The 15,557-nt window shown below is 37.3% G+C and carries 11 protein-coding genes and 2 pseudogenes; 3 read left to right on the top strand and 10 right to left on the bottom strand.

The genetic code is table 11. The features are described 5' to 3' along the window. Positions 1-16: 16 nt before the first annotated feature. The 7 genes from dnaJ to M594_RS01920 form a co-directional block, all read right to left on the bottom strand. Positions 17-1,153: a molecular chaperone DnaJ gene (gene dnaJ, locus M594_RS01950; protein WP_136936942.1), complete on the bottom strand. Its 1,137-nt coding sequence runs from the start codon at positions 1,151-1,153 to the stop codon at positions 17-19. Positions 1,154-1,349: 196 nt separating this feature from the next. Beyond that, positions 1,350-1,982, bottom strand: a complete 633-nt coding sequence (locus tag M594_RS01945; protein ID WP_173875828.1) for a DJ-1/PfpI family protein — start codon at positions 1,980-1,982, stop codon at positions 1,350-1,352. A 70-nt stretch (positions 1,983-2,052) separates the two neighbouring features. Continuing rightward, positions 2,053-2,295: a hypothetical protein gene (locus M594_RS01940; RefSeq protein WP_173875827.1), complete on the bottom strand. Its 243-nt coding sequence runs from the start codon at positions 2,293-2,295 to the stop codon at positions 2,053-2,055. Positions 2,296-2,427: 132 nt separating this feature from the next. Next, entirely contained in the window at positions 2,428-4,251 is a 1,824-nt protein-coding gene (gene dnaK / locus M594_RS01935) for a molecular chaperone DnaK (protein ID WP_000034661.1), read from the bottom strand. Positions 4,252-4,627: 376 nt separating this feature from the next. After that, the gene (grpE, locus tag M594_RS01930) at positions 4,628-5,152 is read right to left on the bottom strand and encodes a nucleotide exchange factor GrpE (protein ID WP_000046029.1); all 525 of its coding nucleotides are present in this window, start codon (positions 5,150-5,152) and stop codon (positions 4,628-4,630) included. Positions 5,153-5,178: 26 nt separating this feature from the next. Continuing rightward, positions 5,179-6,213 (bottom strand): heat-inducible transcriptional repressor HrcA, encoded by a 1,035-nt coding sequence (hrcA, locus tag M594_RS01925; RefSeq protein ID WP_173876731.1) that lies wholly within the window; start codon positions 6,211-6,213, stop codon positions 5,179-5,181. A 160-nt stretch (positions 6,214-6,373) separates the two neighbouring features. Continuing rightward, positions 6,374-6,886: a DUF2812 domain-containing protein gene (locus M594_RS01920; protein ID WP_173875826.1), complete on the bottom strand. Its 513-nt coding sequence runs from the start codon at positions 6,884-6,886 to the stop codon at positions 6,374-6,376. A 537-nt stretch (positions 6,887-7,423) separates the two neighbouring features. Here M594_RS01920 and hsdR point away from each other — a divergent pair. The 3 genes from hsdR to M594_RS01905 are packed head-to-tail and all read left to right on the top strand — an operon-like array spanning position 7,424 to position 12,768. Continuing rightward, a complete protein-coding gene (hsdR, locus tag M594_RS01915; RefSeq protein ID WP_173875825.1) occupies positions 7,424-9,757 on the top strand; it encodes an EcoAI/FtnUII family type I restriction enzme subunit R in 2,334 nt (777 codons plus the stop codon). A gap of 12 nt (positions 9,758-9,769) precedes the next feature. Beyond that, positions 9,770-11,233, top strand: coding sequence for an HsdM family class I SAM-dependent methyltransferase (locus tag M594_RS01910; protein WP_173875824.1), 1,464 nt, complete (start codon positions 9,770-9,772; stop codon positions 11,231-11,233). After that, positions 11,233-12,768, top strand: coding sequence for a restriction endonuclease subunit S (locus M594_RS01905; protein ID WP_173875823.1), 1,536 nt, complete (start codon positions 11,233-11,235; stop codon positions 12,766-12,768). Before M594_RS01910 ends, M594_RS01905 begins: the two co-directional genes overlap by 1 nt. Here the strand turns inward: M594_RS01905 and M594_RS01900 are convergent. The 3 genes and pseudogenes from M594_RS01900 to M594_RS10230 form a co-directional block, all read right to left on the bottom strand. Continuing rightward, positions 12,722-13,321 (bottom strand): restriction endonuclease subunit S, encoded by a 600-nt coding sequence (locus M594_RS01900; protein ID WP_173875822.1) that lies wholly within the window; start codon positions 13,319-13,321, stop codon positions 12,722-12,724. The genes M594_RS01905 and M594_RS01900 overlap by 47 nt on opposite strands. Positions 13,322-13,331: 10 nt before the next feature. Next, positions 13,332-14,128 (bottom strand): annotated as a pseudogene (gene psrA / locus M594_RS01895) (tyrosine-type DNA invertase PsrA). A gap of 56 nt (positions 14,129-14,184) precedes the next feature. Continuing rightward, positions 14,185-15,543, bottom strand: a pseudogene (locus tag M594_RS10230) (restriction endonuclease subunit S); the annotation flags it as partial. Positions 15,544-15,557: the final 14 nt, after the last annotated feature.

The following is a 15,557-nucleotide window of genomic DNA, read 5'->3' as shown; positions in this document are numbered from 1 at the left end:
AACGGCTCTTTTTGCTTTATTCTCCTTCAAAGGCATCTTTAATATGGTCAAAGAAGCCCTTTTTCTTTGGATTGACTTTCAAATCACCTGCAGCTGCGAATTCTTTAAGCGCTGCTTTTTGGCGGTCGTTCAAGCCTGTCGGTGTTACGACATTAACGGTAACGTATTGGTCACCAACTGCACCGCCACGAAGGCTCGGAGCTCCCTTACCACGTAAACGGAATTTCTTACCAGTCTGAGTTCCCTCTGGAATAACCAATTCAACATCACCGTGAACAGTTGGAATATCTACTGTATCACCAAGAGCCGCTTGGACAAAGTTGAGGTTGAGATTGTAGAAAATAGTCGTTCCTTCACGTTCAAACTTATCGCTAGCTTCCACAGAAACTACTACATACAAGTCACCGTATGGTCCACCGTTAAATCCTGCTTCACCCTGACCGGCTAGGCGAATTTGTTGCCCAGTTTCCACACCAGCAGGGATTTTGACATGTACACTATGGGCTTGTTTTTCATGACCTGTTCCGTGACAGGTTGTACATGGATCTTTGATTTCTTTTCCGCGACCATGACAGACATCACAGGTTACTTGGCGACGCATCATACCAAGCGGAGTCTGTGTATCGACGTTAATGACACCAGCGCCATGACAGCGTCCACAAGTGACTGGACTTGTCCCTGGCTTAGCACCAGAGCCATTACATGTACGACAGCTTGCTTCACGGTTGTACTTAACTTCTTTTTCAGCTCCGAAAATAGCTTCTTCAAAGGTTAAATTTACACGATACTGGAGGTCATCCCCTTGGCGAGGAGCGTTTGGATTGCGCGAAGCACCGCCTCCGCCGAAGAAACTTGAGAAGATGTCCTCAAAACCACCGAAGCCTCCTGCCCCATCGAAACCGCCGAAACCACCAGCACCACCAAAGCCACCGTTGGCTCCAGTCGCACCATATTGGTCATAGGCAGCCCGTTTTTGGTCGTCACTCAAAGTCTCATAGGCTTCCTGAACTTCCTTGTACTTTTCCTCAGCACCAGGCTCCTTGTTGATATCTGGGTGATATTTTTTCGAAAGCTTACGATAAGCCTTTTTGATTTCGTCTGCCGAAGCGTTTTTTGACACCCCCAGACGATCATAAAATTCAGTATTGTTCATACAAGATACCAAGACCGTAAAATTCGACTGAAAAATAGGAAATCTGACGCTGGAGCGATGCTCCTAGGCAGATTTATCTTTTTTCCGAGAATTTAGGTCGGGTTCAATTCCTTTCTGTTATATTGAGTAAGAAATTTGGGAACCCGTGTTCAGTTACGAACACCTTTGTTCCTTTCTATAATTTTCATGTAAATCTTTAGAGGCTGTTTTCTATACTCTGCTTCACTTGATTAAACTCTTCATCTGATAGAGTAAATATCAAATCCTCTTCAGCATACTCGTTCTGTTCTCTAAAATAGTTGTCCGTATTCTCTGCCAACCCTAAACCGAAAATCACTTTTCTTGCAAACTCTTGATGCGCAAAGCCTATAGCCGTAATGATATTTTTATCTTGCACAACCAGTTTGGGGTGGAAATTCTCACGTGGAAGAAATTCAAAATAGTCAAAGAAGTTTTGCCAAATCCCACCTGTAAATTTCGTATCGTTCAATAAGCCTGCTTTCGCCAATAAAAGGGGCGCTGAAGAAATGGCTGCAATTAGGATATCTTGCTCATTAAGACTTCTCAAAAACGAGATCAATTTCTCATCTTGTAGAGCAGGACCTATATTTACCATTCCCGGCAAAATCACACAAGAATAATCTTCTATACGGATCTGATCCAATGTTTTCGTCGGTTGACAGGACAAACCATCCTCAGAGACCACCATCGAATTCTCAGAAGCTACATAATCAATCGTGATATCAAAAGACAGAGCTAAAGCACTTGTTAAAGTGGTTATCTCATAAAGAGAAAAATTAGGATAAATGACACAAAGTACTTTTTTCATACGCAACATCCTCTATTTTATCGAAAAACAGAGGCTGGGTTGCAACCTCTGGATTTCCATATTTTATGATTTATAGCGGAATCGCATAGCCTTTCCATTCGCTAACATCATATTTATCTTTACAATTGTCACAATAGCAAAATGCATCTGAAAAAGTTGCTTGATAGCCGTAACCACTACCATTCGGACGTTCTTTAGACCAGACGACAGTTCCTTGACCACAAGGGCATTTATAAGTTCTCACTCTCTCATCATATGTACCATTTTCATGTGTTTCATCAGAGATGAGTTCCAATTCAACTCTATCATTCATATTAATACCTCAACATCTTACCGAATCGAGCACGCCCTAACCTCTTGGTGAAAAAGATAAATCTTTCTAGAAACTAAAGTTTCTGCGTCAGATTTCCTATTTTCACTGTGAGGTTTTAACGGGCTTTGCATCTTATTTTTCCGTAAACTCTCCGTCTACGACGTCATCGCCTGCGTTTCCTGTTGCTTGTGCGCCTTCTGCTCCTGCTTGAGCTTGTTGCGCTGCTGCGGCTTGTTCGTAGAGTTTCACAGCAAGTCCTTGAGCTTTTTCGTTCAATGCTTCAAGTTTTGCTTTCATGTCGTCCAAGTTGTTATCTTCTTGAGCTTTCTTAAGGTCATCAAGGGCAGCTTGGGCAGCATCACGTTCTGCATCGAAGCCTTTGCCTTCAGTTTCCTTGATTGTCTTTTCAGTCGCAAAGATTGCTTGGTCTACTTCATTACGAAGGTCAACTTCTTCTTTACGTTTTTTATCTGCTTCAGCGTTTGCTTCTGCATCTTTCATCATGCGGTCGATTTCTTCGTCAGTCAAGCCTGAGTTTGATTGGATGACAATTGTTTGTTCTTTTTGAGTTCCAAGGTCTTTGGCCTTAACAGACACGATACCGTTCTTGTCGATGTCAAATGTTACTTCGATTTGAGGAATTCCACGAGGTGCAGCTGGGATATCTGTCAATTGGAAGCGTCCAAGAGTCTTGTTATCTGCTGCCATTGGGCGTTCACCTTGAAGAACGTGGATATCAACGGCTGGTTGATTGTCTGCTGCTGTTGAGAAGACTTGTGATTTAGATGTTGGAATTGTTGTGTTACGGTCGATGAGTTTTGTGAAGACACCACCCATTGTTTCGATACCAAGTGACAATGGTGTTACATCAAGAAGGACAACGTCTTTGACATCACCAGTAATGACACCACCTTGGATAGCCGCACCCATAGCAACTACTTCATCAGGGTTTACTGATTTGTTTGGTTCTTTACCAGTTTCAGCTTTAACAGCTTCTACAACAGCTGGGATACGAGTTGAACCACCAACAAGGATAACTTCGTCGATTTCTGACAAACTCAAACCTGCATCTGAAAGGGCTTGGCGAACTGGAACTTTTGTACGTTCTACAAGATCACGAGTCAAATCGTCAAATTTCGCACGAGTCAAAGTCATTTCCAAGTGAAGAGGTCCAGCCTCACCTGCAGTGATAAATGGCAAGCTGATTTGTGTTGAAGTTACACCAGAAAGGTCTTTCTTCGCTTTTTCAGCTGCATCTTTCAAACGTTGCATTGCCATCTTGTCAGTAGACAAGTCAATACCGTTTTCTTTCTTGAATTCTGCTACCAAGTGGTCGATAATTTTTTGGTCAAAGTCGTCACCACCAAGTTTGTTATCCCCTGCAGTTGACAATACGTCGAAGACACCATCACCCAATTCAAGGATAGAGACGTCGAATGTACCACCACCAAGGTCAAATACCAAGATTTTTTCTTCTTTGTCAGTCTTGTCCAAACCGTAAGCAAGAGCTGCTGCAGTTGGTTCGTTGACGATACGTTCTACTTCAAGACCCGCGATTTTACCAGCATCTTTTGTTGCTTGACGTTGAGCATCGTTGAAGTAAGCAGGAACTGTGATAACTGCTTTGGTTACTTTTTCACCAAGGTAGTCTTCAGCATAACCTTTCAAGTATTGAAGAATCATAGCTGAGATTTCTTGTGGAGTGTATTCTTTTCCGTTAGCAGAAACTTTTTCAGAAGTTCCCATTTTAGATTTGATAGAGATAACTGTATCTGGATTTGTAACTGCTTGACGTTTTGCAGCATCACCAACGATGATTTCACCGTTTTTGAATGAGACTACAGATGGAGTTGTGCGGTTTCCTTCTGGGTTTGCGATGATTTTTGATTCAGTTCCTTCAAGAACTGCTACTGCTGAGTTTGTTGTACCTAAGTCAATACCGATAATTTTAGACATGTGTTTTTCTCCTTAAATTTTATATTCTTTCTTTTTGATACTCTTCTTAGGTGGCGGCGCCGTCAGAGCTTGACTTCGTCAATCTCTTTGACTAAACTTTGAGCCTAAGGTCTCAAAGTTTGCGCAAATAACGCCACGGCGAAGAGTATCGTCTTTGGTTCGCTTCGCTCACTATTGCAAAGCTAAACTACTTTTTATCTTTCTTCATAGTTTATTGTCGTTTCGGACAAGGTTTCTATTATATATGTTGCAACCGTCAGAATTGCCTAATCGAACACGCCCTAAGCTCTGGGTAAAAAAGATAGATTTCCTTGTGTTCATCGAACACTTCGTCAATCTCCTATTTTTACTGTGAGCTTTTTACGGGCTTTGTATCTTAGTTGTACACCACTACCATTGCTGGGCGTAGGATGCGGTCATGGAGTTTGTAGCCTTTTTGGAAAACTTGGGCGATGGTATCTGCTGGGTGTTCATCGTCTGCTGGGAGAGTTTGGATGGCCATATGGTAGTTATGGTCAAATTCACCGTCAGCTGCGATTTCTTCGATTCCTTCTTCTTTCAAAGCATGAATCAAGCTTTCTTGCACCATTTCCAAGCCCTTCTTCACATCATCTGTCAAACCTTCAACTGCAAGTGCACGCTCAAGGTTATCCAAAGAAGGAAGAATCGCTTTTGCCAAGTCCTGGCTACGATAACGTTGCAAGTTTTGACGCTCTTCATTGGCACGGCGTTGGATATTTTGCATTTCCGCATGAGCGCGAAGGTATTTGTTTTCGAACTCATCTGCACGTTCATTTGCCAAGTCCAACTCAGACTTTTCAGGAGTTGTTTCTTCAGCTGTTTCCACAACTTCCTCTTCTTGGACTTCTTCTACTTCTTCATTTTTTATATCTTGGGCCATTTTCGCCTCCTTTAATGATTTCAATCTTAATGTACTTCGTAATGATTACTGCTGAGGTAGCGGTAAAAATCTGTCAACTTCATGGTCAAAACACGGTTGACCACATTGACTTGGTTGATTAGCTGTTGGTAATCCAGATTGACTGGACCGATAATCGCTAGAATTCCAACTCCCCGATAAGGAATGAGGAACTTGCTACTAATCACCGCTAGGTCAGCTAGACAGGACTCTTGACTGTCTGCAACACGGACATTTTGCATCTGATCCTCATGCAGCCCCTCACGAATCTCCAAGGCCACCTTTTGCGGTTGGTCAAAGAACTGATAAGCTGCCAGATTGGCAAAATTCAAGAGATTGACCTTGCCAGCCACCACAATGTTTTCGTTGAACATTTCCTTAAAGATATGTTCAAAGAGATCAATCACATTGTCCGTTGTTGTAAAGTAACGCTGGATAATCTGCGGAATCTCCGTCCGAATCTTGTAGTGAATATCTAGAACGGTATAACCGAGGAAACGTTCCTGAATGATGCTCTTCAGTTTCAGCAAATCCTCCTGCAAGAAGTTCCTTGGGATCAGAAACTGACTGGTAACCGTTCGAGACTCGTCTAGAGTGAATACTGCCAAGGCTGTATGTTGCCCCAAAACAACGATATCAAAGGCTGTTAAACGTTGCCTGCTCGGTTCAACATCCAGTGCTACTACCGTACAGCCACTCAAGTCTGTTAGTAGATTAGCAGCCTCTTGCAGAATATCCTCCAATTTGAAGAATTCCTGATCAAAGGCTTTGACAATCTCATAAACCTCATTTTCAGCCAGTCGGTCAAAATCCAGTGAGTGTTTTACATAGTACTGAAAACCAGCAACACTTGGCATCCGACCACTTGAAGTATGAGCCTTCTCAAGCAAACCTTGCTTTTCTAGAGCCGCCATGTCATTACGAATGGTTGCACTGCTAGAGTTAATAGACTCTTGCAAGGCTTTGGATCCGACAGGTTCGTGCGTTTTGGTAAAGATGTCAATAATCAGATTTAAAATATCCTGCTGACGCTCTGTAACCACCTCATCACTCCTCTCTGTCTGATCGATTAGCACTCGATACACTCAAGTGCTAACTTATGATTCTATTATACACCCTTAAAAGAGAATGTCAAGATAAAAACTCAAAAAATTAGCACTCTTTTACCAAGAGTGCTAAAAATCGGTCTGAAGACCTAGAACCTTACTGTTTATCTACTCGGTATACCCTGTTAAGTCTAAAATAACCAAAAATTAAATAAGAAATCAGAAAAGCATATAAAAGAAAAATAACGAAGAAAGACACAGAAAGATCTTCTCTAAACGAACTCATACAAACTACAAGACCACCTGAGAAAGCAACTGTACATGAACGAAGTCTATTTCGCATAACTTCCCATCTGAGCCCCTTACTCATATAAACTTGATCCTCTGGAAGTAAATGAGAAGACGATTTATGAAGAATCGAACAAGAACCTGCTTCTATCAATTCCCAACCTCTGTTTCTAAAATCTTGCAGTTCATGCTTATATTTTTTAAGAAATCTAGAATCATAGATACAGTAGATGACATTGTCTGGTTGACATTGGTCAAAATAGAACAAACCAAAACGACTAGTTCTATACCTCCAGCCTTTCAAATGCATCTCATGTAAATATTCTTCTTCCTTGTCCAAATCAACAATGGTGAAAATCCGAAATTCTACTCTGCTATTCATTGTCTTACCCCAAAATTAGAAAACATGCCTGGCGTTATTTATCAGATAATTCTTTCCACTTTTGAAACAATCTCCAAAAAATATAAGAAATCTGAATCGCAAAAACTATCAATAAAACCCAATCTATTATGAAAATCAAAAACACTACCCAACTGAAAGAACTACCTCCACTGACAAACTTTGAGAAAACCGGTAGTAGAGCTAAAAAGAGAAGCAAAATAGGAAACATCCGCCTCGTTAAAATCCGTTTGACATAAAAAATCTTTATTTAAACAAAAATATTATGGTAAAATTTACGCCAATTTTTGAACTGCTGATGTAGATATTTTATACTTTCAAAATGTTTAAATGTGATTATTTATTTTTGAAAAATAGCGGTGTTATGCGGAGATAATCTGACGCAATGCGAAAGTATATTGCATACTTATTTTCAACAATTCAGCAGAGTGTTTTTATAAGTGTGATATAATAGAAGTATAATTTGTTCTGATAGTTTATTTTATGGAGAAGTAGACTTTTAGAATGCGGAGGTTCAATATGGTTGAGTTTATAAAGTCTAAGAAAGAAATGAGTGAGGAGGATATTAAAGCAAATTTTATGACTCCTGCTATTGTATCCAAAGGATGGAAAAATGGTGAGCATATCGCTTACGAAGAATACTTCACTGATGGTCGAATTGAGGTTAGAGGAGATAAGGCTCGTCGTAAAGAAGGAAAAAAATCAGACTATTCACTGTATTACCAATTTGGAACTCGAATTGCAATTGTTGAGGCAAAGGATAATAAACACAGCGTTCGAGCAGGATTACAACAAGCTATTGAATATGGAGAGATTTTAGATGTTCCATTTGTTTATTCTTCGAATGGTGATGGCTTTATTGAACACGACCGTATCACGAGAGAAGAACGTGAGCTGAAGTTAGACGAATTCCCTACTCGTGAAGAATTATTTTCTCGTATGACGAAGGAAAAAGAATTGACGTACGAAATTACAGAAGCTATCTCAACTCCATACTATACAGACGCCTTCTCAATGAAAACGCCACGCTATTATCAGCAAATAGCTATCAACCGTACTATTGAAACAGTTGCCAGAGGACAAAAACGAGTAATGTTTGTGATGGCAACAGGAACAGGGAAAACGTTCATGGCTTTTCAAATTATTCATCGCCTTCGAAAAGCTGGTTTGGCTAAACGAGTTTTATTCTTAGCAGATAGAAACATCTTAGTAGACCAAACGATGGCTGAAGACTTTAAGCCATTCGAAAAGGTAATGACGAAAATTACACCAAAACTTTTGACTGCTCCTGAAAAATTAAATTCTTTTGAAATTTATCTAGGACTTTATCAGCAGCTAACTGGTGAAGATGGAACTGAAACACATTATCAAAAGTTTGACAAAGACTTCTTTGATTTAATCATAATTGATGAAGCACACCGTGGCTCAGCTAAGGAAGACAGTAACTGGCGTAAGGTGATTGATTATTTCAGTTCTGCTACACAAATTGGGATGACCGCTACTCCTAAAGAAACCAAGAATGCTTCCAATATGGAATACTTTGGTGAGCCAATCTATACTTATAGTTTAAAACAGGGAATCGAGGATGGTTTTTTGGCTCCATATCGTGTTATGAGGGTTAATTTAGATGTGGATGTGGATGGTTATCGTCCAGAAACTGGAAAAGTTGATGCTAACGGACAATTAATAGAAGATAGGTACTACGACAGGAAAGATTTTGACAAAACCATTGTCATTGATGATAGAACTCAAAGAGTTGCCAAGTTTGTTTCTGATTATATGAAGCAAAACAATGCACGATTTGATAAAACAATTGTTTTTTGTGTTGATATTGACCATGCCGAGCGAATGCGTGCTGCACTTATAAAAGAGAATCTAGACTTAGTCCAAGAAGACTATCGTTATATTATGCAAGTAACTGGTGACAACGCTGAAGGAAAAGCTCAACTGGATAACTTTATGGATGTCAATTCTAATTTTCCCGCTATTGTAACAACGTCTAAATTATTAACGACAGGAGTTAATGCTAAAACATGTCGTTTGATTGTTTTAGACTCTAATATCCAATCCATGACTGAGTTTAAACAAATTATTGGTCGTGGAACTCGTCTCTACCCTCAAAAAGGGAAAGAATTTTTTACGATTATTGATTTTCGAAATGTTACCAATTTGTTTGCTGACCCTGATTTTGATGGTGAGCCAGTGAAGGTGCTGGAAACAGGTGCGAAAACAGTCAGTGGTTCTACGCCCAGTTTCGTAGGTGAGGAAGGTGACCCAGTAGAAAAATATATCGTTACAGACAAGCAGGTTACCATTCTTAATTCTACTGTTCAAGTATTGGATGAAAACGGGAAACTGATTACCGAAAGCCTGACCGACTACACTCGGAAGAATATCTTAGGTAGCTACGCCACTTTGAACGATTTTATCACAGTTTGGCATACGGCGGATAAAAAGAAGCTTATCTTAGACGAACTTTATAAAAAAGGAGTTTATCTAGATGCTATTCGAGAGTCGGAGGGAATATCAGAACAAGAAATCGATGATTTTGATTTACTCCTAAAACTTGCCTATGGCCAAAAAGAATTAACCAAAACGGAACGTATCAATAAACTCAAACAAAGCGGATATTTATATAAATATAGTGAAGAAGCACGTGCTGTTTTGGAAATTTTACTGGACAAATACATGGATAAAGGTATTGGAGAACTCGAAAGCATTGAAACATTAAAACTTCCAGAATTTCAGATATATGGTGGAACCTTCAAAATCATCAATACTTATTTTGGAGATAAAAAACGATATTTACAAGCAATTAAAGAATTGGAGAAAGAGCTATTTACAGTAGCTTAATGAAAGGAAAGTATGTCAATTACATCATTTGTAAAAAGAATTCAAGATATCACTCGAAACGATGCTGGTGTTAATGGTGATGCTCAACGTATTGAGCAAATGTCTTGGTTATTATTCTTAAAAATTTATGATAGCCGTGAAATGGTTTGGGAATTAGAAGAAGACGAGTATAAGTCAATTATCCCAGAGGGATTAAAATGGCGGAATTGGGCTCATTCTCAAAATGGGGAACGGGTATTGACAGGCGATGAATTACTTGATTTTGTCAATAACAAGTTATTCAAAGAGTTGAAAGAGCTTGAAATAACTTCAAATATGCCTATTCGAAAAACGATTGTTAAATCAGCTTTTGAAGATGCGAACAACTATATGAAAAATGGCGTCTTGTTACGCCAAGTCATCAATGTTATTGATGAAGTTGATTTCAATAGCCCTGAAGATCGTCATTCGTTTAATGATATTTACGAAAAAATTCTTAAAGATATTCAAAATGCTGGGAACTCAGGAGAATTTTATACGCCACGTGCAGCGACTGATTTTATCGCCGAAGTCCTTGACCCAAAACTTGGAGAATCAATGGCAGACCTTGCTTGCGGAACAGGAGGCTTCTTGACTTCGACTCTGAACCGTTTAAGTAGTCAACGTAAAACTAGTGAAGATACCAAAAAATATAATACAGCTGTTTTTGGTATTGAAAAGAAAGCATTTCCTCATCTTTTAGCAGTTACAAATCTGTTTCTTCACGAAATTGATGACCCTAAAATTGTTCACGGAAATACTCTGGAGAGAAATGTTCGTGAATATACGGATGATGAAAAATTTGACATTATTATGATGAATCCACCTTTTGGAGGGTCAGAATTAGAAACAATAAAAAATAACTTTCCAGCAGAATTACGGAGTTCTGAAACAGCTGATTTATTTATGGCTGTCATTATGTATCGTTTGAAAGAAAATGGTCGTGTTGGAGTTATTTTACCTGATGGTTTTCTATTTGGTGAAGGTGTAAAAACTCGCTTGAAACAAAAACTGGTAGACGAGTTCAACTTGCATACGATTATTAGGTTGCCTCATAGTGTCTTTGCACCGTATACAGGAATCCATACGAACATTCTTTTCTTTGATAAAACAAAGAAAACAGAAGAAACTTGGTTTTATCGTTTAGATATGCCAGATGGTTATAAAAATTTCTCGAAAACTAAGCCAATGAAGTCAGAACACTTCAATCCTGTTCGTGACTGGTGGGAAAATCGTGAAGAGATTCTGGAAGGTAAGTTCTACAAATCTAAATCATTTACACCTAGTGAATTGGCTGAGTTGAATTATAATTTAGACCAGTGTGGTTTTCCAAAAGAGGAAGAGGAAATCTTAAATCCCTTTGAGTTGATTCAGAATTATCAAGCGGAAAGAGCAACTTTAAATCATAAGATTGATAATGTATTAGCTGATATTTTGCAGTTGTTGGAGGACAAATAATGACACCAGAACAACTTAAAGCAAGTATTCTCCAAAGAGCGATGGAAGGGAAATTAGTGCCGCAAAATCCCAATGACGAACCTGCAAGTGAATTATTAAAGAGAATCAAAGCTGAAAAAGAAAAACTTATCAGTGAAGGAAAAATCAAACGAGATAAAAAGGAAACTGAGATATTTCGTGGTGATGATGGGAAACCTTATGAGAAGTTTGCTGATGGAAGCACTCAAGAAATTGATGTTCCTTATGATATTCCTGATACTTGGGAGTGGGTGAGGTTGGGGAGAGCTATTAGCCTATTATCTGGGAGAGATTTAAACAAATCTAATTATTTTGACGGGAAAGTAGGTGACACTCCATATATAACTGGAGCTAGTAATTTTTCTAATGGTTTGGTAAATACCAATAGATACACTAATCATCCCACTGTCTTATCTTATAAAGGGGACTTATTGATTACTGTTAAAGGCACTATTGGTGAATTAGCTTTTAATTATTTTCAAAAAGCACATATCGCACGACAAATTATGGCTATTCAGTCTACTCACTTAAATCTAGTGTTTCTAAAATATCAATTGCAACAATTATTACCCAACATTAAACTACAAGCTCAGTCCATGATTCCCGGAATTTCGAGAGGGACACTTTTAGCTCTTCTTATCCCTCTTCCCCCACTATCTGAACAACAACGAATAGTAGAAGCAATCGAATCAGCTTTAGAAAAAGTAGATGAATATGCTGAAAGTTATAATAGACTAGAACAGCTAGATAAAGAATTTCCAGATAAACTAAAAAAATCTATTCTTCAATATGCTATGCAGGGAAAGTTAGTTGATCAAGATCCTAACGATGAATCAGTCGAAGTTTTACTTGAAAAAATACGAGCAGAAAAGCAAAAACTCTTTGATGAAGGCAAGATTAAAAAGAAAGATTTGGAGATTTCAATTGTTTCCCAAGGAGATGATAACTCTTATTATGGGAACAAAGATGAAACAATCTCTTATCCTATATATGAAATTCCAGAAGCATGGAGATATATTAAATTTGCTAGCCTAGTTAACTTCAGAATAGGAAAAACTCCTCCACGCAGTGAAGCTACTTTTTGGGGAACTGAAATACCTTGGGTATCTATATCAGATATGCCTATATCTGGTTATGTAACTAATACGAGAGAATCTATTTCTAAATTAGCATTAAAATCAAAGAAAATAGACATTTCACCTAAAGGAACTTTATTAATGAGTTTTAAATTATCTATTGGAAAAGTTGCCATATTGGATATTCCTGCCACTCATAATGAAGCCATTATATCGATATTCCCCTATGCTAATAAAGAAAATATTATCAGAGATTACTTAATGATATTTTTGCCACTCATCTCTACTTTAGGTGATTCAAAAGATGCTATCAAAGGGAAAACATTAAATAGCACCAGCATCTCCGAATTATTAATCCCTATTTCTAACCATGAAGAGATGAAAAGAATCATTTCTAAAGTTGATTTACTTTTTCAAAAAGTTTCTCAACTTTTTGAGTAATAAGTTCCTGTTCCTCAAAAGGAGCTAACGGAATTAATAGCTCGCTCAGTGTAGTTTTAGGAATATTATATAAAGCTTGACCTGATAGTTTAGTTATTGCTTTCAATTGTTTATAAAATAACGGAGAGGACAAATTGAATAATAGAAATTTTGAAATAATCTCTGAACTTTCGAATGGTGTTAATTGGAAAATAAATCCACCAGCCACAACACCATCATAGTCTTTATCGATTCTTGCAAACTTTCCAATATGTTCTAAAGAGGTTGATACAGGTGTTATTAGCTGATTACGTTTTAAATAAACTTGCTCAGAGGAGATGAATTGTGTATCAATGTAGTAATCATTATCCAACAGAGAAAATTCTAAAGGCTTAATATTACCACCACGTATAATTCTAACACCTTTATTATTAATGCTTAAATCGCCCTTCTTGTAAGAAAGACCTGTATTTATTGAAAAAATATCTTTTATTTTTATAACAACCCAATTCATAGGTACATTCCCATAATAAGAGCCATAATCACAAAAATAGCAGGTGGTCAGTTTGACCACCTGTTATTTTTTACCAATTAACAATTTTATCTACAATATTTTGTTGTTCAGTAGCTGTTTTCCTTAGATAAATTCGAGTAGTTTCTATACTTTCGTGTCCCATCAAATCTGCGAGCAAGGCAATATCGTTATACTTCGCTAAAAAATTCTTAGCAAATAAATGCCTAAAAGAATGAGGGTAAATTACTTTAGGATTCATTTTGTATTTATCAGATAATTTTTTAACTGTTGAGCAACTCCTCTTGCTGTAATTGGTTCGTTAAATTTATTCAAAAATAAATAGCCACTTCGGCGATTTTCTGATTCTAACCAACTAAGACAACTATTTCTTAATTTTTTAGGAATGTACAGTCTACGAATTTTACCACCTTTTGAGTAAATGTCAAAATAACCGATTTCTACATGCTCTACTTTTAGTTTAATAAGTTCACTTACACGAGCCCCAGTTGCACCTAAAAACCAAACAACAAAATGCCATTTTAAAATACCATCTTTTTTCAAACTACGTTTAAGAAAAAGGTAATCAGCATGGCTAATGACATCTTCTAAAAACGGTTTTTGCTGTACTTTGATAAATTTTAATTTCAAATCATCATGACCAATAAAAGCCAGATATTTATTTACTCCTTGTAGTCGCAAATTGACAGTTTTAGGTTTAAAATTGTCTAATAAATATCCTTTGTATTCAAATAATTCTTCCATTTTGAGTTCGTAATTCTCCAAGAAAAATCGAACACCATAAAGGTACGAACGCACAGTATTTTCAGCTAAACCAGCTTTCTTCAAATGTAATTCAAAATCTTTCAACGTAAAACTCCTATCTTATGTTTGATAGAAATTCCACCGCACGTAAAACTATTATACTAAATTAGTGCGTCAATATGGGCGAAAGATTGTTCGATTTTATCAACGATTCTAGTTTGTTCGGATAGTGGGGGGAGGGGGATTAGAATAGAAGCAACTTTATCACTATTCAAGTTTTTCACAACAGCTCCACTAATTAGAGATAAAAATTGAGAATAAACTACATTTGATGAAAGAATATAGAATAGGTAATCTCTATTTAATGAGTTTTCATAGTTCGAAATAGCCAACCATCCATCGTGTATTGCACCATCAACATTCAAAATATAAGGTCTACCAAAACTCATAGAATTAGTTAACAAAAATGTACCTTTTTTTACAAATCTAGTTTTGTTAAGCCCTGATTTTTTGATTTTTTCTTTAACATTATTTATATACTTTTCACCCTTTTCAGTATCACCTATTTTTATCCAATTTATTCCATCTACTTCAGAAGTAAGATAATCTTTGATTGGTCGTGGAGAACCACCTCTAACAATTTCAACCAATGTAGAAAACCTCACCCACTCCCAACTTTTTGGTATTTCATAAGGAACTTCCTCATAATAAGAGTTATCATCTCCTTGGGAAACAATTGAAATCTCCAAATCTTTCTTTTTAATCTTGCCTTCTTCAAAGAGTTTTTGTTTTTCTGCTCGTATTGTTTCAAGTAAAACTTCGACTGATTCATCATTTGGGTCTTGTTCAACTAATTTTCCTTGCATAGCATATTGAAGAATAGATTTTTTTAGTTTATCTGGAAAAATTTTATCTAACTTTTGGAGTTGATTGTAGCTTTCAGCGTAAATTTCAACCTTTTTCAAGGCTCGTTCAATTTGAGCAACAATCCGTTTTTGTTCGGCGAGGGGTGGAAGGGGGAGGAGAGTCTCCTTTAACATTTTTTGAGTAACTTGAAAAATCGTAGTTGTGTTTGCATCGTCAAGCTGACTTCTGAAATGACTTGATTGAAAAAAATAGTTCATAAAAGTGGAAGAAATGGATATAGGACGAATTACTGACATAAATGCACCAAAACTCGTTTTCGTCTTTAAATTTTCGACAATAGCTGTCTTTCCGACAAGCTGCTTACTACCGCTTCTAACAGCCATTAAAATATCATTTTTGTTTAGCCACTCATTTTCCTTTATTATCGTTTTTTCAGATACAAAGGCTAAATCTAGTGTGCTAATTTTCCCGTTTTTAATATTATTAGCCTTATAGATAGGTATTCCTGTTTCTTGAACTTCACTCGGTTTAAAAGTCAGCCCAATATTTGTAGTACAAATATTACCAACCTTCACCCACTCCCAATTCTCAGGAATATCATAAGGAACCTTAATTTCTTGAACACTTCCATCAGCGAACTTCTCATAAGGTTTCTTATGTGCTTCAA

The sequence above is a fragment of the Streptococcus mitis genome (assembly GCF_013305725.1).
Lineage (GTDB): Bacteria > Bacillota > Bacilli > Lactobacillales > Streptococcaceae > Streptococcus > Streptococcus mitis_BO.
The sequence above is the reverse complement of the archived record's forward strand: the minus strand, read 5'-3'. Positions and strand labels throughout refer to the sequence as shown.

Excerpts from the sequence above, each read along its gene's own strand:
- M594_RS01920 (WP_173875826.1), bottom strand. The coding sequence starts at position 6,886 with ATGAATAGCAGAGTAGAATTTCGGATTTTCACCATTGTTGATTTGGAC.
- dnaK (WP_000034661.1), bottom strand. The coding sequence starts at position 4,251 with ATGTCTAAAATTATCGGTATTGACTTAGGTACAACAAACTCAGCAGTA.
- M594_RS01905 (WP_173875823.1), top strand. The coding sequence starts at position 11,233 with ATGACACCAGAACAACTTAAAGCAAGTATTCTCCAAAGAGCGATGGAA.
- hsdR (WP_173875825.1), top strand. The coding sequence starts at position 7,424 with ATGGTTGAGTTTATAAAGTCTAAGAAAGAAATGAGTGAGGAGGATATT.
- M594_RS01910 (WP_173875824.1), top strand. The coding sequence starts at position 9,770 with ATGTCAATTACATCATTTGTAAAAAGAATTCAAGATATCACTCGAAAC.
- grpE (WP_000046029.1), bottom strand. The coding sequence starts at position 5,152 with ATGGCCCAAGATATAAAAAATGAAGAAGTAGAAGAAGTCCAAGAAGAG.
- dnaJ (WP_136936942.1), bottom strand. The coding sequence starts at position 1,153 with ATGAACAATACTGAATTTTATGATCGTCTGGGGGTGTCAAAAAACGCT.
- M594_RS01945 (WP_173875828.1), bottom strand. The coding sequence starts at position 1,982 with ATGAAAAAAGTACTTTGTGTCATTTATCCTAATTTTTCTCTTTATGAG.
- M594_RS01940 (WP_173875827.1), bottom strand. The coding sequence starts at position 2,295 with ATGAATGATAGAGTTGAATTGGAACTCATCTCTGATGAAACACATGAA.